The organism is Rahnella sp. Larv3_ips (assembly GCF_003697865.1).
Lineage (GTDB): Bacteria > Pseudomonadota > Gammaproteobacteria > Enterobacterales > Enterobacteriaceae > Rahnella > Rahnella rivi.
Genome location: NZ_MJIB01000004.1, coordinates 493,575 through 511,570 on the forward strand (window position 1 = coordinate 493,575; position 17,996 = coordinate 511,570).

Here is a 17,996-nt window from a genome sequence, read left to right on the forward strand (position 1 = left end):
TTATAAGGATTTATTTCAAACAGGCCAAAGCTTTCTCACGCTGTTGGAAAAGTTCCCTGCGCCGAAGGCATTTTTTGTGGATCTTCACACAATTCCTTCACAATTAAGCCGTTCTGCGCGGCCAGAAACGCTTGCCAGGTCTGTTGTGGCAGGCGATTTCAGGGCATAAAAAAACCCTGATTTCTCAGGGTTCTTTCAACACGTTTAGCTATCAGAAATCATAACCCACGGTCGCGACCACGGTACGTTCCTGACCCCAGTAGCAATAGCTGGTGCCGTAACAGGCAGCGACGTATTTCTTATCGAACAGGTTATTGGCGTTCAACTGCACGAATGCGCCTTTCAGCTGCGGATTAAACTGCACCAGATTCATACGCAGTGATGCATCAACCAGCGTCGCGGAAGGCATGTGACGGGTATTTTCGTTATCCGCCCATTGTGTGCCGATGTAACGTACACCCGCGCCCAGATCCACACCCACCGGCGTATTGTACTGACCCCAGATAGACGCCATCTGTTTTGGCGTCACGTATGGCGTGTTGCCGTTATTCTGGCTGGCATCGCGAATACGCACTTTATTGTAGGTATAACCGGCCATCACGTTGAAGCGCTCGGTCACCTGTTTCTTGGCTTCCAGCTCCAGGCCCTGTGAACGGATCTTACCCGCAGGTTCATAATAGCTGCCGACCACTACGCGGTTACCCACGTCATCCTGCGTCAGGTCATACAGTGCCGCGCTGTACATATCGGACGTGCCGACCGGCTGATATTTGATCCCCGCTTCGTACTGCTCACTCTGCATCGGCTTGAGCAGCGTGCCATCAGAGCCTGGCAGGGCCGATGGCGTCATCGCCTGGCTGTAGCTGACGTACGGGGAAATCCCGCTGTCAAAGGCATACAACAGGGAAGCGCGGCTGTTGAAGTGGCTGTCTTTACGCTCGCTGCTGCTTTCTTTGCCATAGATACTTTCGTAGCTGCGGCTGTCGGTTTTCAGCGTGTCGTAACGGCCGGACAGGGTCAGGAACCACTTGTTCCAGCTCATTTCATCCTGCAGATAGGTGCCCATCTGCTCGTAACGGTTTTTGCCGCGAGAAAGGCTGTAATAGTCCAGCGCATCGCTGCCAACACCGGTGTACGGGTTGAGCGTGCCTGCGATGGCGCCGTCAGATTTCAGATCATTGACGAAGTGAGAATAGTCGAAGCCCAGCACCACTTTGTGCGCCAGTTCGCCGGTGGCGAAATCGGCTTCAAGCTGGTTATCAATCGCGAAGGTGTCCAGTGAGGATTTCTCACCGGAATAGTAGCGGTTCATCAACGTGCGGTCTGCGTTCCAGCCAGCCTGATACACCTGATCCAGTTCGGTATTGGAATGGGTGTAGTTGGCGTTCTGGCGGAAGGACCAGACGTCGTTAAACGCATGCTGGAATTCGTAGCTGTAGATCTGCTCCCAGCGTTTGAACTGGTTACGATCCGTTTCGCCGTCGAAGAATCCACGGCTCAGTTTCTGTCCATACAGGCTGCCGTCGGCAGGAACCGCGGCGTGATAACCGCCGGACGGATCTTTTTGCAGGTAGGCGCGCAGTAACAGGGAGGTATTTTCATCCGGCTGCCACATCAGCTGCGGGGAGATCGCATAACGCTCTTCGCGCTGGTGATCATACTGCGTATCACTGCTGCGGGTCATGCCGGTCAGACGAAATGCCCACTGGTCGTTGATCGCATTGGTGTAATCGAACGCACCACCTTTGGTGTTTTGCGTCCCGCCGGACAGACGGAAATGGCCTTCTTCCGCGAACTGCGGACGCTTGGTGGTTTCAACCACGACGCCACCGGGAATGCTCTGGCCGTAAAGGGCAGAGGACGGCCCTTTCACCACATCAATACGTTCGAGGAACCACGGATCGACCTGAATGGAGTTATAGCTTGCGCCATCGCTCAGAATACGCAGGCCATCGAGGAATGTGTTGTTGACGTCACCACCGTGGAAGCCACGCAGGGAAATGGTGTCATAACGCGTTGCGCCGCCCGCAAAGTTGGTGAACACGCCTGGTGTATAGTTCAGCGCGGCATTGACGGTGGTGGCGTTCTGGTCGTCCATTTGCTGGCGGGTCACGACGGACACGGCCTGACCTGTGGTGATCAGTGGCTGATCGGTTTTGGTCGCACTTTTAGACGTTTTCGCGCTGTAACCCTGCGTCGGTGCATCTGCGGTATCAGCCTGAGAGGCTTTGATGACCACGGTATCTTCGGCGGCCAAAGAGGAAGCCGGAATAGCGACGGCCATGGCGCACAAAAGCACCGAGCGTTTGAGGGGAAAAGCCAACAACATATTAATAGTCCCTATAAATAACCCGATTAATAATCGAGTAATTAATTGATGCGTGTGTAAATAAGCCCAGAAGCCAACAGCGTTCCGCACGAAAGCCCGTCCTGAATAAGGCGGGTGATGACGAAAACGAGACGAATGTTAAACTTAATGATAATTGTTATCATTATTATTTTACAAATTCAAGGGAACTTTACGACAAAAGTGTGAAGTGACGCATTTTTATCCGCATGAATCTGATGGTTTTTATGGTTTTGAGGCGGGCAGTTTAGGGCAGGGAAGACGACGTAGTGGCCGGGCAGGTGGCGGGTGAATGGCAATGTGTCAGACAAACCCGCTGAAGCGTGCCCCGCCAAAAGACGGGACATTCTTAAGGGAAGCAGCAGGTTAACGTGCCAGCCCGAAGCCAATATCAAACAGCGGGTTTTCGCTGTCGTGCGGCATATCTGATTTCTGTCTGAGCACGGCATCCATGGAGGAGGGCAGTTCGAACGGCAGTTTGCCGGTATAGGCTTCGGTGCTGGTCAGGCGGGTAAACAGCACCGCATCGCTGACACCAAAGTTGCCGATAATGGCTTTCGCTTTGTCATTCACGTTGGTGAGAATGGCGGGGCGATCGAGATAAACGGTCACCACCGTCGGCACCGCGTTGCTGGCTTTCACAATCGCCTGATAATCCGCATTATCATCGGTATAGGCCAGTGAGCCTTCATGATGACGTTTGCCAAAGAACCAGGCCTTATGCGGTTGTTCATACGGCGCATGAGCGCGGATCAGCGCAATATCCGCTTTTTCCGGCGTATCCACCACGGTGAAACCGGCGGCTTTTGCGGCCTGTGGTGCGATGCCGTACAGCCAGATTTTCTGGCCTTTCTTCAGCGGCAATGTGTCACCGGTGTTTTGCAGTAACACCAGAGAATGCCCTTGCGCTGAATCTGCTTCTTTCTGCCAGTCGGCACGACCCACGGTTTGCACGGCTTTTTGCACATCGACGTACGGATTTTCAAATAAGCCAGTGCGGAATTTCTGTTCAAGAATACGCACGACAGATTCATCTAGGCGCTGTTCTGTCAGTTGCTTTTCATTCACCGCGTTAACCAGCAGCTGTGAATCGGTCACGCCGCCAAACTGATCGACACCTGCCAGCACCGCTTTTACGAAACGCTGTTGCGGTGTCAGGGTTTCAACGCCCCAGGACATGCCGCCCGGCACAGGGTCTTTGCCTTGCGGTGAACCGTTCAGACATTCGCCTTCGCAATTACTGGTGATCAGCCAGTCGCTCAGCACCACGCCTTTAAAGCCGTATTGCCCGCGCAAAATATCGGTGAGCAACTGATGACTGAACCCTGCACCGACCTGTTCCAGCGGTTTGCCTTCCAGGGAAACATCTTTCAGGATCGAATAAGTCGGCATGACGCTGGCGACATTGGCTTCAAATGCGCCGGTGAACGGATAAATATGCTCTTTCAGATTGTTGCCGGGAAAGACGGCATTTTTGCCATAGACGTTGTGGCTGTCGTAGCCGTTTTCCGCCGCGCCGTAGCCGACCCAGTGTTTCACTACCGAAATCACGCTGCCCTGATTCAGACCGTCGGCGCCGTTTTGCATGCCTTCCACGTAGCCGCGCACCATGTTGTGAACGCGGGTCGGATCTTCGCCAAAGGTGCCGCTGATGCGCGCCCAGCGCGGCTCGGTTGCCAGATCGGCCTGCGGCGAGAGCGCTTCACGAATGCCGACGGCCAGATATTCCTGACGCACGATATCGGCATAGCGGCGGGTGACTTTCTCGTTGCCAATGGCCGCCAGCCCTAAGGTTTCCGGCCACTGGGTGAATTTACCGGAAGAGGTGCTGGCGCCAATCAGATACTCAAAAGAATTACGCGGATCGCTGCTGATGGTGACCGGAATACCGAGCCGCGTCTTTTCGGCAATTTGCTGTAATTTATTGTTCTCTTCCGCCATCACCGCCGGGTCTTCCGCTGACAGCCGGGTGATCAGGCTGTTCACCCTGGCACCGGAAATCATTTTCTCCGCTGCCGCCATATCATAATGCGTGCCAGCGCCGATCGGGCTGTTGGCCGTCGGTGCCGATCCGTGCATCATCACGCCGGCTTTTTCCTGCAGCGTCATACGCTTTACCAGATCCGCAGCGCGTTCTTCAGGGGTCAGCCGCCAGTCTTCGTAAGGTTCCAGTTTCCCGGAACGGTTAAGGTCTTTGAACGGCAAGCCGTCAACGGTCAGCAGGGTGACTTCACGCTGGCTGAGTTCGGGCGGGGTATCATTGGCGGAGGCGGCAGCAGTGGAAAGCAGAAGGGCAGAAATGGCAAGGCTCAGAGGTGTCGTTTTCATTATCATCCTTAACGATTGATATATATAGAAACTCAATAAATCATCAATACGCTATATCTTGGAAAGATGCTGAGATCGGGTTCGCAATTAAAAAACCACAATAAATGCACTGTTTTCAGTCTTTAGCCTAAATTTTTCCGTCAGTCTTCCGATAACACCCTTGAATCTGCTGATCCCGCCCGTTTTTTACAGGGCGCACCGGCAGACTGATATCGATACGTATTGACCATTAGGGTCTTCTATTAAAGGGATTGTCATGAAAAAGGTTATTCTTGCGGCGGCCGTTGCCGTTCTGTTATCCGGCTGTGCACAGCAAACTTTCAACATGGGTCAGGGTATTGCCACTGCGCCTAAGCAAGTGACCACACATCACTTCTTCGTCAGCGGTATTGGTCAGAAGAAATCCATCGATGCAGCGAAAGTCTGCGGTGGTGCGGATAAAGTGGTTCGCGTTGAAACCCAACAAACTTTCGTCAACGGCCTGCTGGGGCTGGTGACCTTTGGTATTTATACCCCGCGTGAAGCCCGCGTATTCTGTTCTTAATTCGCGCTGGCTGTAAATAATAAAGCCGCCCGATGTTAAGGGCGGCTGTTAACGGCAAACAAACAGAAATTAATGATATTTAATTATCCGTTGCCTCATAAGAGAGGGTTCCCTGAATTGTCGCGGGTACGAGTGTTTCACCTGCAGTATTTGGGATAATATGGCCCCAGGTCACTACAGTATTATCATTTTTAAGTGCGCAGAACCCACCCGCATTGGCATAAATAGCACGAACATTGACCAGTTTATCTTTTATAAGACTGGAGTCCCCACCGTATTGGCTATTCCCCCAAGTGATTACTGTACCATCTGCTTTTAAGACAACAACGCTGTCAGTACTTGCTCGTATGGATACTACGTTGTTGAGATTTTCAGGCACCTGATAGGCCAATGAGCCTTCATCTCCCCATGCGACAATCTTTCCATTTGTTAAGAGCCCGATGACAGTATTACCTGCGAGCTGGACATCAATAATATCATTGCGGGTTGCAATATCTTCAGGAAGTACAGCTCCATATTGCGGATGCCCCCAGGCAACAATATGACCATTAGCCCGGAAAGCAATGGCGGAATGTCCCAAATTCCGCACCCGGGTGATATCGGTTAACTCTGCAATTTCGGGCGAAAGGTCACTTGTGCCTGAATCACCCCACGCGACCACACTTCCCTCTGAGGTAAGAGCAGTGAAACCCACGCCTGTTTCGATTTCTTTAATATTTGTCATTGAAGAAATGGCTTCGGGTACCGAGCCACCAAAAAATAAATTCCCCCACGCAGCAATCTGATGTGTTTTACGTAAAACCGCAAAACAATTTGAACCTCTGTAGAAATCAATAACATCCGTCAGTGCTAATATCTGTTCAGGGATTGGGAAACTATAATATTCTCTACCCCATCCAACGATCTGGCCATTAGCTCTGTGCGCTAAAAAACCTTCAGAACTTGAACATAACCTGGTGATGTCAGTAAGTTCGGATATTTCAGCTGGAATTGGACCGCCACTGGTTTGATTTCCCCACGCAAATACCTGCCCGGATTTATTGAGTGCGCAGTAGTTACTCGCACCATGAGCAATATTTATAATATTTTCATTCCGGGTGCCGACGGGACGATAACCACCACTTGAAGCTTGCCCCCAACCAACGGCTTCGTTCATGGTGTTAATTGCGGCAAAGTCACATGGGCCGCAGAATGATATATTTTTCATGTTTAGTCTGACAACATCACTGTAATTATGTTGACTGACATACAATTTCGAAAATTCACGAGATTCTACAAAATAAATGGCTTCGGTTGATTCAGTTTCTCCCTCATATCGCCATAAGGCTTTAACGGGTTGTAATGTTTCTGTGTCGAGTGCCACCAGACAGTTGTACTGTTCTCTCGCCCCCATAACCTTTAATTTTCCGGAAGGTCCGTAATAACTTATATTCCCCTGTAAATCAGCCGGTACGCTGGCGGTATCCCCGCCGCTGCCCTTATTTCCCCAGGCCACGAGGGTATTATCATTTTTGATGGCAAAGAAACTTTCGCGATTGGTATACACCGCGAGAATATCGGTAAGCGATAATGCCAGCCCGTCAGTGGAATATTTACCCCAGCCTGTTACGCGGCCGTCACTTTTGAGGGCAGCTACGGCGTTTGAGGAAGCAGTAATGGCCACAACATTATTTAAACTCTGCGGAACTTCTGCCCCCTGAGTATTATCGCCCCAAGCGGCGACCTCACCGTTAGCGCGTAGAACAATGACTGCGGCATCGGTCATCTGTACATCGACAATATCATCCAGTAATTTAATGTGTGCCGGAACAGGCTGACTGTTCCCCCAGGCGACCACGTGGCCTGATGCGCTGCGGGCGGCGAAACTATTCAGTGAGCCCGTGATTTGAACGGCATCGGTGAGCAGGGCAATGTCCAGCGGTAACAGGCCGCCATAGGCCGGATCGCCCCATGCAATGAGCTGACCGTTCGCCCTGCGGGCCGCAAAAGCGTGAGAACTGGATTGGATTTCAACAATATCGCTGAGCAAAGCGAGTTCATCGCTAAGTTTTCCGCCCTCGTCCTCACTGCCCCAGGCGACCACGTGGCCGGAAGCCCGAAGGGCGGCAAATGCACCGGAAGTGGCCTGAATGTCCACGATATCGGTGAGCGATGCGATGTGGACCGGCACCTCGGCACCGTTGATTTTCACCCCCCATGCGACGATCTGCCCTGTACTGCGCAATGCTGCCATGGCCGAGTCAGTCCCTTTAATACTGATGATATCAGTGAGAGCGGCGACACTCTCCGGGACTGCCATCTCCTCGCCTGTTTGCGTTTTAAAGCCCCAGGAGAACACCTGACCCTGCGCATTGAGGGCGCACACGGATTGATTGCTGGTGGCGAAGCCGACAACATCATGATTGCGCTCGCTGACGGGAGGGACACCGCCGCAGGTGGTTAGCCCCCAGGCCGTCACTTCCCCGTCATTTTTGCGCGCGGTGACTGCGAAATAATTGCCGTCAATATTGCTGACATTCAGGGGCACCCGGCCCATATAATTTTCAGCCGTGACGTATAATTTTTTCTGCGGCTGAGTGTCGACGAAACTGCTGCCAACCGATTTATCCGATTCGCCTTCATAACACCATTGTGCGACCACAGGTTCAAGAGTGGTATTATCTAACACCACCAGGCGGCGGCGCGTAAATAAATAACCGGTTGCAGTTTGGGTACGTGCACCCATGATTTTTAATTGAGGGGTATAAATATTATCCGTCATTATAATATCCTTGTTTTGATAATAAAATGGACAGCGTTATAAGCTGTCCATGAACGCAGGGATAAGGTAATGACAGGGAGTGGAAGAATAAAATAAAATGGTTTAATTAAATCTAAAAACATCACACATCTGAATTTTAAAAAAATTACGCGGTATTATACCGCGTAAAATGTTTATTTATCATGTTGTGCTTTTAACCCAATACCAGCCCCAGCAACGCACCGGCGGCCAGCACCCAGAGGGGGTGGATGCGTTTATTCATCGCCAGCAGGGTACACACCACGATAATGCCGCCCATCAGGGCGGTGGTGGCGGACGCTTCGGCGATCAGCAATCCGCTCGATACCACCAGCCCGACGGTGACCGGCACCAGCCCGCGCTGGATCACCTGCCGCCATGGCCGGTCTTTGTAGCGTTTCCACCCGCCCATCACGATAAGCGTGACGATGGATGACGGGCCAAACTTCGCCAGAGATGACACCAGCAGCCCGGACCAACCCGCCACCTGCCAGCCGATCAGCGGTACGATCATCATATTCGGGCCGGGTGCTGCCTGCGCCAGGGCGAACAGGGCGCTAAACTCCTGCGCGCTCATCCAGTGATGCACATCGACCACTGCACGCTGCATTTCCGGCAAAATAGTGTTCCCGCCGCCGAAGGCCAGCAGGGAAAGTTCAGTGAACAACAGGGCCAGCGAGAATAAAACCGTCATCAGAATTTCCCTTTTGCGCAGATGAAGATACTGACCGGTGCCAGCACCAGCATGACCGGCAGCATCGGTATACGAAACAGGGCGATGGCCACTACGCCCGCCGCGACCAGCGCCAGTTGCAGCCATTTTCCGCGCAGCGGAGCCAGCATTTTTATGCCGGTTGAGAGCAGTAAACCCGCTGCCGCTGCCGCCATTCCGGCAAAGAGATGCTCCACCAGCGGTTCATTTTGATAGCGTGCGTAAATCAGGCCGAGCAATACCACGCAAAGTGTCGGCGCCAGAATCAGCCCCAGAATGGCCGAGAGCGCACCGCGCAGGCCACGAAACTCCATCCCCAGCGCAACGGACAAGTTGATGATATTGCCGCCCGGCAGAAACTGACACAGCCCGAGCAACTCGGTGAACTGATCGGCAGTCAGCCAGCGGCGTTTATCCACCAGCATGTGTCGTGCCATTGGCAGAACGCCGCCAAACCCGGTCAGCCCGAGGACGAAAAAGCCCATAAACAGTTGTCCGCAATCGGGGTGCGGTGCGGTGTGTTCTTCCAGATCGAGCATGATTTTTTCCTGTGAACAGTCGGCCATTGCTGCACTCTCCCTAAATGTAATTCAATGATGCCAAAGGCGTAAATTCTGTTGAGGATCATGCGCGCCGACGTGCCATGATGTCTAATGCCTATAATAGTAAATACCGATACCCGGAGAGTATGGCAATGATTGAGCTGAAACGTCTGAATGCCTTCGTGACCGTTGTCGAGGCCGGGAGCATTACCCGCGCCGCAGAATTGCTGTTTATCCAGCAACCCCCGCTGACCCGTCTGTTGCAGGGGCTGGAACAGGATTTCGGCGTGGCCTTGTTACAGCGTTTGCCGCGCGGGGTGATCCCGACCGAGGCCGGTGAAGTGTTGCTAAACGAAGCCCGTGCCGTGCTGGCGCGGGCTGACCAGTTGAACGCTGCGATGCAACGCGCGGCGCTGGGCGAACAGGGGCGGATCCGCATCGGGTTCACCAGCTCTGCTGCCCTGCATACCTTTGTGCCCGCGCTGCTGCGCCGGTATCGCGAAATTTATCCGTCGGTCAGCACCCTGCTTGAGGAAAATGGCAGCGGTGAGCTGCTGGCGGGCGTGGTGGCCGGGCAGCTTGACGTCGCTTTTGTGCGCATGCGCGTAAAAGATATGCCGGAATTAGAGATGGAAAAAGTGCTGGAAGAACCGATGTGGGTGGCGGTTCCGGCGGGACACCGGCTGGCCTCTCAGCCGGGCGACCAGCCTTTAAAACTGGAAGAACTGAGTAACGAGCCTTTTGTGCTGTACCGGCGGCGCGCCGGGCAGGGGCTGTACGATGCAATACTGGCGGCGTATGTCCGCGCCGGTTTCAGCCCGCACATTGTGCAGGAAGCGCCACGGCTGACGTCGTGTCTGAGTCTGGTGGGCGCAGGGCTGGGCATTTCGATTGTGCCCGCTTCGATGACCCGCCTCGGTGGCGACGGCGTGGTGTTTCTGCCTCTCGATGCCACCACAAAACTCAGCGCACCGCTTTATCTCGCCCGGCGGGAGGACAGCCACGGATCGTCTATCATTAATACGTTCTGTTCGCTGGTGAAATCGCAACTGGCGGAAAATTAAAGGTGTTGCTCGGAGATATGTTTCTGGGTGGATTCCAGCGTAATGCCGTCGGATTCGATGGCGTTAAGCAGGGAATCGAGCAGGCCGGGGAAGCGGGCGTCCAGATCGTCGCGGCGCAGTGAAAGTAAGTTGGCGCGGCCATCCGGACGTTGCCAGATCACGCCGCTGTCACGCAATACGCGCCAGTGGTGAGTCAGCGTCGATTTCGACAGGCCCTGCAATAATGTTCCGCACGGATGTTCGCCGCCTTTTGCCAGCGTGCGCACCACGGCCAGACGTAACGGATTACCCAGCGCAGTCAGGACATTTTCGAGGCGGATCTGCTCGCGTTCGGGGTGATTGGCTATCATCGGACTATCCTCTTTACCCGTCATACTTCAGGTTGCAGATGCGTTTGCCGCCTTCCTGCAACCAGAATTATTTTGGCTAAAATTTTAAATTATCAGCGGCCGCGCAATATAGCCTATCCCTCAACGGCTGTACAACGTGACGACCTGTGACCAATTTCATCGATAGACTAAATTAATTGTACGAATATACACGTACAATTGTAGTATACTCTCCGCATTAAGAAGTTTAGTACCCAATACTTTGTGACGGGACGTGAAAACCACTCCCCGCCAACTTAGCCATCAACCAGTAAGGACGTTATATGGCTCGCAAAACGCCAATCGAGCGCTACCGCAATATCGGTATCTCAGCACACATCGACGCAGGTAAAACCACCACCACCGAGCGTATTCTTTTCTATACCGGCATGAATCATAAGCTGGGAGAAGTGCATGACGGCGGTGCGACCACAGACTGGATGGCTCAGGAACAGGAGCGCGGCATCACCATTACCTCCGCCGCGGTGACCTGTTTCTGGCGCGGGATGGATCACTCGTTCGATGAGCATCGTATTAATATTATCGACACACCGGGGCACGTGGATTTCACCATTGAAGTGGAACGTTCCATGCGCGTTCTCGACGGCGCGGTGATGGTGTATGACGCCGTCGGCGGCGTGCAGCCTCAGTCTGAAACCGTGTGGCGTCAGGCGAATAAATACAAAGTGCCGCGCCTGGCCTTTGTGAACAAAATGGACCGTCAGGGTGCAGATTTCTTCCGCGTTCGCCAGATGATGGTGGACCGCCTGAAAGCCAATCCGATCCCGATCGTTATCCCGATCGGCAGCGAAGAGCATTTCACGGGCGTGGTGGATTTACGCAAAATGCGCGCCATTTTGTGGGATGACGAAACGCAGGGCATGACCTTCAGTTATGCACCTATCCCGGCGGAGTTACAGGCGCTGGCTGAAGAGTGGCGCGAGAAAATGGTGTCGGCAGCGGCAGAAGCCAATGACGCGCTGATGGATAAATATCTCGAAGAAGGCGCGCTCACCGAGGATGAGATCACCGAAGGTTTGCGCCTGCGTACCATCGCCGGTGAAATCCAGCCGATGCTGTGCGGCAGCGCGTTCAAGAATAAAGGCGTGCAGCGCATGCTCGACGCCGTGATCGAACTGATGCCTTCGCCGCTGGATATTCCGCTTTTTTTTTTTCATTCCGATGACAGCGAGAAGTTCTCGGCGCTGGCGTTCAAACTGATGACTGACCCGTATGTCGGCCAGCTGACGTTTGTCCGGGTGTACTCAGGCGTGCTGAAAAAAGGCGACAGCGTATATAACCCGGTGCGCGGCAAAAAAGAGCGTATTGGCCGTATCGTGCAGATGCATGCTAATGACCGCATCGAGATCGACGAAATCCGTGCCGGTGATATTGCCGCCTGCGTGGGGCTGAAAGACGTGACAACCGGCGAAACGCTGTGCGACCCGTCTGATATTATTACGCTGGTGCGCATGGAGTTCCCGGATCCGGTGATCTCGCAGGCCATCGAGCCGAAAACCAAAGCCGATCAGGAGAGAATGGGCATTGCGCTGTCGCGGCTGGCGTCTGAAGACCCGTCGTTCCGTATCCGTACTGATGAGGAATCCGGGCAGACGATCATTTCCGGTATGGGTGAGTTGCATCTGGAGATTATCGTCGACCGCATGAAACGTGAGTTTGGCGTGGAAGCTAACATCGGTAAACCGCAGGTCACATACCGCGAAACGGTGCGTAAAACGGTGAAAGATGTGGACGGGAAATTTGTGCGTCAGTCCGGCGGTAAAGGCCAGTACGGCCACGTGGTGTTCACGCTTGAACCTCTGCCGGCAGGCACCGGTTTTGAGTTTGTGGATGCGACCAAAGGGGGTGTTGTTCCGCGTGAATTTATTCCTGCCGTTGAGAAAGGGGTAACGGAAGCGCTGAATAACGGCATTCTGGCGGGGTATCCGGTCGTCGACGTGAAAGTCACGCTGACGTTCGGGTCGTACCACGAGGTCGATTCCTCTGAAATGGCGTTCAAAATGGCGGCGATCTTTGGTTTCAAGGAAGCGGCCAAACGTGCGGACCCGGTGATTCTCGAACCGATGATGAAAGTGGAAGTGGAAACGCCGGAAGAGTATGCCGGTGGCGTGATGGGTGATTTGTCGTCACGTCGCGGCACGGTGCAGGGCATGGAAGAGATCGCGGGCGGCGGCGGTAAAATTATCAAAGCCGAAGTGCCGTTGTCTGAAATGTTCGGTTATTCCACCGTTTTGCGGTCAATGTCGCAAGGCCGTGCAACCTACAGCATGGAGTTCAATCACTATGCCGAGGCACCGCGCAATGTCGCTGAAAACATCATTGCGTCGCGTGGCAAATAAGCGTTAAAACGTAAAAACTAAAAGGGTTCGGCAATGGATGCCGAACCCTTTTTTTTGGGGTTTTTTAAAAAAATCAACCCACCAGTTTGCTGGTGATCGTGGCGACGTGTTTACCCTGATGCACGGCAATACGCAGCTCTTCGGCACTTGGCTGACGTGAGCCATCGCCACCGGCGATAGTGGTCGCGCCATAAGGCGTGCCGCCGCGAACCTGTGAAATATCGAACAATTCCGGGGTGGTGTAACCGATTGGCACGATGATCATGCCGTGATGGGCGAGGGTGGTCCAGGTCGACGTGATAGTCATTTCCTGACCGCCGCCGGTGCCGGTTGAGCTGAATACGCTGGCGACTTTGCCTGCCAGTGCGCCTTTGGCCCACAGGCCGCCGGTTTGATCAAGGAAGGTGCGCATCTGTCCTGTCATGTTACCAAAGCGGGTTGGTGTGCCGAAAATGATGGCGTCGTAATCACCAAGTTCTGCCGGAGAAGCGACCTCAGCCGTTTGACCGGTTTTGCCACCCGCAGCCTTAAACGCTTCTTCGGGCATGGTTTCAGGGACGCGTTTTATCGTGACTTCAACACCGGGTACGCTGCGTGCGCCTTCGGCAACGCTTTGCGCCATCGTTTCAATATGACCATACATGGAATGATAGAGAACCAGTACTTTTGCCATTGTTAACTCCTGTTGAGGTGATGTTGTTACCGGATGGGGTGCAGACTTCTGGCCGGCAATTCGGGCGAAAATCTCGCTTAAAAATCCCACGTTAACTCCTGCGCCAGACTCAGCGTTGTGATGAGCAAGAGAGTTCATCGTCCGCGCATAAGGCGTGACTTACAAACGCAATTTTTTGAACAGACTCTTCAATTAATTAGGGCATGCAGGCTTATTTATAGAGCCACTTATTCCCGGTGGGGTATGAATGGGACATCACTGCCTGACTTAAAATTTAGCATCGCCACTTGCTCTGCAATGCTTTACGGCATGCAGGTGCCGTAAATGTTAAACACCATCCGGGCTCAGTTAGCGGGAAAATTTTAATCATAAAGCCATTTTCCAGCCCGCGCAGATTCTGCGAGCATACGGAGTGTTAGCGGGGAAGGTTCAACATTCTTCACACGGCGAGATTTCGGAAGCAGGAAGTTAGGAATCATACCTTTCTCATCGGGCCAGTATTTCAGGAAATTAAACCCTGTCATGTCTGCACCAAAGGTCTTGGCATAACTTTCCATGATTTCTTCACCCGTCTCCCACACCCAGACATAACGCCCCGTGGTGAGGCTGGTGTCAATCGTGACAGGCCATTTCCCTGACTTGTTCCATCCTGCATTATACCAGTCAAGAATATCCTCATTACTTACCATAGGCGGTCTTTCTCATTGGCGATTGAGTTGTAACGGTTGGTGCTTTTCCAGACAATTTGAGAAATATCACTCGCCAGAACTATCACACCAAGGAAGGGAATCCATCGTCCGACAAATGCACCAAGATTGCTGACATATGAGAATTTTAGGCGCTTTATACTCCCGGTGGTCAGGGTAGGCCACTGCTTCACCTCAGTCTTCAGCCACTGACGCAAATAGTAGCTCAGCGGTGAGGTCCCCTTGGTTGTCCCCATCGGCTTGGCGCGTGTAATCATGATTGGCTGGCCAAGTATGAACATCGCAAGCCCTGCTAAATCAGCGACGCCAAATTGCTTACCGGCTTCATCCAGGAACACCCAAAAATATAACTCTCCTGCGGATAAGTTAGAAAGCCCATCAAAGTAATAACCGTTGATCTGCTCAGTAGTATCCATATGCCACCTATCCGGTTACGCGTTCATTCCAGGCATCACTGTATTGAATGTTCCCATCCAAATATTTCCATGTGATTTTCTGATAGCGTAACTGGATAGCCTCTTTATGGCCGACATTAACAACAGTTTTTGTATCGTGCATCATGGGGACAACGGAGACAATTTTTACGCCTTCCAGGAACATGTTGAAGTATTCAACTTCCTGCCCAGCATCACTAATCCGGTACCACTTCAATTCTGCTGATTCCAATGTCTGGCCCGTGGCGACGGCTTTGTATAAGTAGGGAGAGGAAGAGTCGAAATCTTTCTCCACCTGCATTGCACCGTGTAAGCGTGTGCCGGTTAATTTTCCGGTGCCATTATCAGTGGGGATACTTAGTGAGTGATTGAAAGAAGTGATTTCGATTGAATGCTCACGATCTTTGACGTCAACAGATCCCTTGATCAGTGCGCCGCCGTCATCTTTAAGCCATAGATAAGCTGGAATTGCCATTTTTTCAAATATCCTTATTTAAAGTCTGGCTAATGTTAAAGCAGGCTGGGTGGAACTTGCACGGATAATTTGACTTAAGTTTGGTCTGGCGTAGGTGCAGTGCCCCTAAGATAAAGCGGGAGCAGCTTGTGTGCCGCTTTGAAGGGATTCAGATTCAGTAGGAGCGGGTGAATGAGCGAGCGGGCCTATTGGGCAAAACATATCCTCAAATTTCGCTAAAGTTCTTTGTTGGCGATTTTTGCTGATTCTAACCCACTTATGATAAGCAACGACGATGTCATCGAGTGTTACACCAATCCTTTCAACGGGTAGCTATGTGCGGGCAAGTGAAACGGGTGTTGAAATCAAGGATGAGTATCACGGGAGATTCGGGGCAGATCGCGCTGGATTCTATAACGGTAAGGTTGAAAACAGATTTCAGCGCGATTTTATGCCGCGCTCATCCTCCTTACCTCAATTTAATACGTGTTTAAAATATCAGCCGTGCATTTTGCGCCGGTCACCTTTTCTATAAAGTGACACAGGCTCTTCGCTGCCTCGATTTTATCGTTATAAATCTGTGAGGTATGAATACCGGTCATGCTGGAAAAATGGTGAAAATGGTTGAGTTTAATTAACCGCAGCGTCTGTTCTTCCACTTCAACTCTTTTCAGCCGGTAAACATACCCTTTGTCTTTCAGTGTATGCAGAAACAAAACGCCGGTAGACGAACGCTCTTTTCTGGTCAGGTCTATCACATGCATGGAAGCAAAACGTCCTTATTAATCCCTGCGGTCATTACCGCGCTGATCATTGTTCCAGCTGACTAACACGGACACTTCTTCAGGTTGCGCGATGAATTTGCTCAGCGTCGCGGTGTGCCCGTTATTCATGATCACCGAGACGGCGACACCGGTGATCCCTTTGGAAAGCGGCGTCTCCTCCACGCGCTGAAGCATTTTCAGGCAGGTAAGCTGCTGCTCCGGCGACAGATGTTTAAACTGATCGGTATGATGTCTTTTCATGTTGTCGCCCGACCGTAAATCTGACCGTTGCGCATCAGAACCAGCTTGTGTGTGCGCTTGTAATAAATCGCTGTGAAAATACCTTTGCGATAGACCTGAGCATCCGCGTTATCTTCATCAAGATATGCTGCAGTCCCTTCGATATACCCTTGCTTATCGCCGGGAAAGATTTTGATATCTATCCCCTTAATCTTCGCGTGAATGACTTTTTTCGTCGCCTGGCCGTACTGACTGGCGGCATTTTCCATGGCCTGCTTCAGTGCCGCATTTTGTATACCGGTCTGACGATTTTGCTCGGCGAGGTAACAGGTATCTTTTGAAATCCCCTGTGCCTGGCAGTTCGCCATTCTTGACGCCTGAGTGGAACAGCCTGCGAGCAACGTGATAGCTACAATGACAAAAATTTTTTTCATGTCAGTCTGCCTTTTCCTGAAGTGAGGCCAGCCCCGTGGGGCTGGCTGTTTAATGAGTTTAGAAGTTCCAGCCAATACCTGCGGAAGCACCGACACCGTTATTTGTGTCGCCGGTTACCGCTAATTTGGTCACTGTTTTTGCGGTGATATGGCCTGATACACCCACCGCAATGGCAGACTGATTACCATAAGTGCCCGCACCTGCACCGACCATGAAGTCAGAACCTGCTTCTACCTGTGGGATCCCGACAGCAGCGAGGGCTGACGCGGTGCCTGCATTAGCCTGATCTTTGTTGTCATCGACTTCAGATTTCAGGTCAGAGAACTTTTTATTGGTGTAATCATTTGCCTGGCTCAGCGTGTTGGCATCACCCACAGCCCGGCTGTGAGATTCAGCAAGGACCTCGGCGTGATCTTGTTCAGCGGCTGCGTTCAGCGCCGTGATTTGTTTATCGTAATAAGTTGAACGAACTTCTTGCTTAACCACCGGTTGCTGAGCCGGGGTTGAGGTGACTTCCTGAACTGTGGATGAGTTTGCAGCCCGTATTGGCGTTTTCTCAACAGTTGACTGTTCGGTCAACGTTGGAGCAACGGCCAGTTTTTGCGGCGTAGCCTGCGGGGTTGCCTGCGGCGTCAGCTGCTTGGTCAGTGTCGGCGTGACGGGCAGTTTTTGCGGCGTAGCCTGTGGGGTTGCCTGCGGCGTCAGCTGCGCGGTCAACGTTGGCGCGACGGGCAGTTTTTGCGGCGTGGCCTGCGGGGTTGCCTGCGGTGTCAGCTGCGCGGTCAGGGTCGGCGTGACGGGCAGTTTTTGCGGTGTGGCCTGCGGAGTTGCCTGCGGCGTAAGCTGCGCGGTCAGGGTCGGCGCGACGGGCAGTTTTTGCGGCGTAGCCTGCGGGGTTGCCTGCGGCGTCAGCTGCGCGGTCAGGGTCGGTGCAACGGCCAGTTTTTGCGGCGTGGCCTGCGGAGTTGCCTGCGGCGTCAGCTGCGCGGTCAGGGTCGGCGTGACGGCCAATTTTTGCGGCGTAGCCTGTGGGGTTGCCTGCGGCGTCAGCTGCGCGGTCAGGGTCGGCGCAACGGGCAGTTTTTGCGGTGTGGCCTGCGGAGTTGCCTGCGGCGTCAGCTGCGCGGTCAGGGTCGGTGCGACGGCCATTTTTTGCGGCGTAGCCTGCGGGGTTGCCTGCGGCGTCAGCTGCGCGGTCAGGGTTGGCGCGACGGGCAGTTTTTGCGGCGTGGCCTGCGGAGTTGC

General features: G+C 53.0%; 17 protein-coding genes. 3 read left to right on the forward strand and 14 right to left on the reverse strand.

Translation table 11 applies throughout. From position 1 onward, the window contains the following. Positions 1 to 211: 211 nt before the first annotated feature. Positions 212 to 2,329: a TonB-dependent siderophore receptor gene (locus ED901_RS04760; protein ID WP_122095076.1), complete on the reverse strand. Its 2,118-nt coding sequence runs from the start codon at positions 2,327 to 2,329 to the stop codon at positions 212 to 214. Between the two features lie 384 nt (positions 2,330 to 2,713). After that, positions 2,714 to 4,675: a glycoside hydrolase family 3 protein gene (locus ED901_RS04765; protein ID WP_122095078.1), complete on the reverse strand. Its 1,962-nt coding sequence runs from the start codon at positions 4,673 to 4,675 to the stop codon at positions 2,714 to 2,716. 256 nt (positions 4,676 to 4,931) lie between these two features. Here ED901_RS04765 and ED901_RS04770 point away from each other — a divergent pair, with 256 nt between their 5' ends. Next, the gene (locus ED901_RS04770; protein ID WP_056769956.1) at positions 4,932 to 5,219 is read left to right on the forward strand and encodes a Bor family protein; all 288 of its coding nucleotides are present in this window, start codon (positions 4,932 to 4,934) and stop codon (positions 5,217 to 5,219) included. 79 nt (positions 5,220 to 5,298) lie between these two features. Here the strand turns inward: ED901_RS04770 and ED901_RS04775 are convergent, their stop codons facing one another. From ED901_RS04775 to ED901_RS04785, 3 genes are all read right to left on the reverse strand, one after another. Further along, positions 5,299 to 7,980: a hypothetical protein gene (locus ED901_RS04775; RefSeq protein WP_122095080.1), complete on the reverse strand. Its 2,682-nt coding sequence runs from the start codon at positions 7,978 to 7,980 to the stop codon at positions 5,299 to 5,301. A 193-nt stretch (positions 7,981 to 8,173) separates the two neighbouring features. Further along, on the reverse strand, positions 8,174 to 8,692 hold the full coding sequence (locus tag ED901_RS04780; protein WP_056769958.1) for a chromate transporter: 519 nt from the start codon (positions 8,690 to 8,692) through the stop codon (positions 8,174 to 8,176). After that, positions 8,692 to 9,276 (reverse strand): chromate transporter, encoded by a 585-nt coding sequence (locus ED901_RS04785; protein ID WP_122095082.1) that lies wholly within the window; start codon positions 9,274 to 9,276, stop codon positions 8,692 to 8,694. Before ED901_RS04785 ends, ED901_RS04780 begins: the two co-directional genes overlap by 1 nt. A gap of 122 nt (positions 9,277 to 9,398) precedes the next feature. On the opposite strand from ED901_RS04785, the gene ED901_RS04790 reads away from it, so the two are divergent. After that, positions 9,399 to 10,316 carry a LysR family transcriptional regulator gene (locus ED901_RS04790; protein ID WP_205965072.1) on the forward strand — a complete coding sequence of 306 codons (918 nt, stop codon included), beginning with the start codon at positions 9,399 to 9,401 and terminating at the stop codon, positions 10,314 to 10,316. Here the strand turns inward: ED901_RS04790 and ED901_RS04795 are convergent. Next, positions 10,313 to 10,666, reverse strand: a complete 354-nt coding sequence (locus ED901_RS04795; protein ID WP_056769964.1) for a helix-turn-helix transcriptional regulator — start codon at positions 10,664 to 10,666, stop codon at positions 10,313 to 10,315. The genes ED901_RS04790 and ED901_RS04795 overlap by 4 nt on opposite strands. Before the next feature lie 302 nt (positions 10,667 to 10,968). On the opposite strand from ED901_RS04795, the gene fusA reads away from it, so the two are divergent. Further along, entirely contained in the window at positions 10,969 to 13,044 is a 2,076-nt protein-coding gene (gene fusA, locus ED901_RS04800) for an elongation factor G (protein ID WP_122095085.1), read from the forward strand. A 73-nt stretch (positions 13,045 to 13,117) separates the two neighbouring features. On the opposite strand, the gene wrbA is transcribed toward fusA, so the two are convergent. The 8 genes from wrbA to ED901_RS04840 form a co-directional block, all read right to left on the reverse strand. After that, on the reverse strand, positions 13,118 to 13,717 hold the full coding sequence (gene wrbA / locus ED901_RS04805) for an NAD(P)H:quinone oxidoreductase (protein ID WP_122095087.1): 600 nt from the start codon (positions 13,715 to 13,717) through the stop codon (positions 13,118 to 13,120). Between the two features lie 362 nt (positions 13,718 to 14,079). After that, positions 14,080 to 14,406 (reverse strand): DUF1493 family protein, encoded by a 327-nt coding sequence (locus tag ED901_RS04810; protein ID WP_122095089.1) that lies wholly within the window; start codon positions 14,404 to 14,406, stop codon positions 14,080 to 14,082. Further along, positions 14,400 to 14,840 carry an STM2901 family protein gene (locus tag ED901_RS04815; protein ID WP_122095091.1) on the reverse strand — a complete coding sequence of 147 codons (441 nt, stop codon included), beginning with the start codon at positions 14,838 to 14,840 and terminating at the stop codon, positions 14,400 to 14,402. Before ED901_RS04815 ends, ED901_RS04810 begins: the two co-directional genes overlap by 7 nt. Positions 14,841 to 14,847: 7 nt before the next feature. Beyond that, positions 14,848 to 15,333 carry an Hcp family type VI secretion system effector gene (locus ED901_RS04820; RefSeq protein ID WP_122095093.1) on the reverse strand — a complete coding sequence of 162 codons (486 nt, stop codon included), beginning with the start codon at positions 15,331 to 15,333 and terminating at the stop codon, positions 14,848 to 14,850. A gap of 458 nt (positions 15,334 to 15,791) precedes the next feature. Beyond that, positions 15,792 to 16,076, reverse strand: a complete 285-nt coding sequence (locus tag ED901_RS04825; protein WP_122095095.1) for a hypothetical protein — start codon at positions 16,074 to 16,076, stop codon at positions 15,792 to 15,794. An 18-nt stretch (positions 16,077 to 16,094) separates the two neighbouring features. Beyond that, positions 16,095 to 16,337 carry a hypothetical protein gene (locus ED901_RS04830; protein WP_122095097.1) on the reverse strand — a complete coding sequence of 81 codons (243 nt, stop codon included), beginning with the start codon at positions 16,335 to 16,337 and terminating at the stop codon, positions 16,095 to 16,097. Beyond that, entirely contained in the window at positions 16,334 to 16,750 is a 417-nt protein-coding gene (locus ED901_RS04835; protein WP_056769980.1) for a hypothetical protein, read from the reverse strand. Before ED901_RS04835 ends, ED901_RS04830 begins: the two co-directional genes overlap by 4 nt. Positions 16,751 to 16,808: 58 nt before the next feature. Beyond that, positions 16,809 to 17,996: YadA C-terminal domain-containing protein (locus ED901_RS04840; RefSeq protein WP_122095099.1), on the reverse strand; the 1,188-nt coding region annotated here is incomplete at its 5' end.

Coding starts and splice junctions, on each gene's coding strand:
- ED901_RS04760 (WP_122095076.1), bottom strand. CDS start 2,329: ATGTTGTTGGCTTTTCCCCTCAAACGCTCGGTGCTTTTGTGCGCCATG.
- ED901_RS04765 (WP_122095078.1), bottom strand. CDS start 4,675: ATGAAAACGACACCTCTGAGCCTTGCCATTTCTGCCCTTCTGCTTTCC.
- ED901_RS04770 (WP_056769956.1), top strand. CDS start 4,932: ATGAAAAAGGTTATTCTTGCGGCGGCCGTTGCCGTTCTGTTATCCGGC.
- ED901_RS04775 (WP_122095080.1), bottom strand. CDS start 7,980: ATGACGGATAATATTTATACCCCTCAATTAAAAATCATGGGTGCACGT.
- ED901_RS04780 (WP_056769958.1), bottom strand. CDS start 8,692: ATGACGGTTTTATTCTCGCTGGCCCTGTTGTTCACTGAACTTTCCCTG.
- ED901_RS04785 (WP_122095082.1), bottom strand. CDS start 9,276: ATGGCCGACTGTTCACAGGAAAAAATCATGCTCGATCTGGAAGAACAC.
- ED901_RS04790 (WP_205965072.1), top strand. CDS start 9,399: ATGGCAATGATTGAGCTGAAACGTCTGAATGCCTTCGTGACCGTTGTC.
- ED901_RS04795 (WP_056769964.1), bottom strand. CDS start 10,666: ATGATAGCCAATCACCCCGAACGCGAGCAGATCCGCCTCGAAAATGTC.
- fusA (WP_122095085.1), top strand. CDS start 10,969: ATGGCTCGCAAAACGCCAATCGAGCGCTACCGCAATATCGGTATCTCA.
- wrbA (WP_122095087.1), bottom strand. CDS start 13,717: ATGGCAAAAGTACTGGTTCTCTATCATTCCATGTATGGTCATATTGAA.
- ED901_RS04810 (WP_122095089.1), bottom strand. CDS start 14,406: ATGGTAAGTAATGAGGATATTCTTGACTGGTATAATGCAGGATGGAAC.
- ED901_RS04815 (WP_122095091.1), bottom strand. CDS start 14,840: ATGGATACTACTGAGCAGATCAACGGTTATTACTTTGATGGGCTTTCT.
- ED901_RS04820 (WP_122095093.1), bottom strand. CDS start 15,333: ATGGCAATTCCAGCTTATCTATGGCTTAAAGATGACGGCGGCGCACTG.
- ED901_RS04825 (WP_122095095.1), bottom strand. CDS start 16,076: ATGCATGTGATAGACCTGACCAGAAAAGAGCGTTCGTCTACCGGCGTT.
- ED901_RS04830 (WP_122095097.1), bottom strand. CDS start 16,337: ATGAAAAGACATCATACCGATCAGTTTAAACATCTGTCGCCGGAGCAG.
- ED901_RS04835 (WP_056769980.1), bottom strand. CDS start 16,750: ATGAAAAAAATTTTTGTCATTGTAGCTATCACGTTGCTCGCAGGCTGT.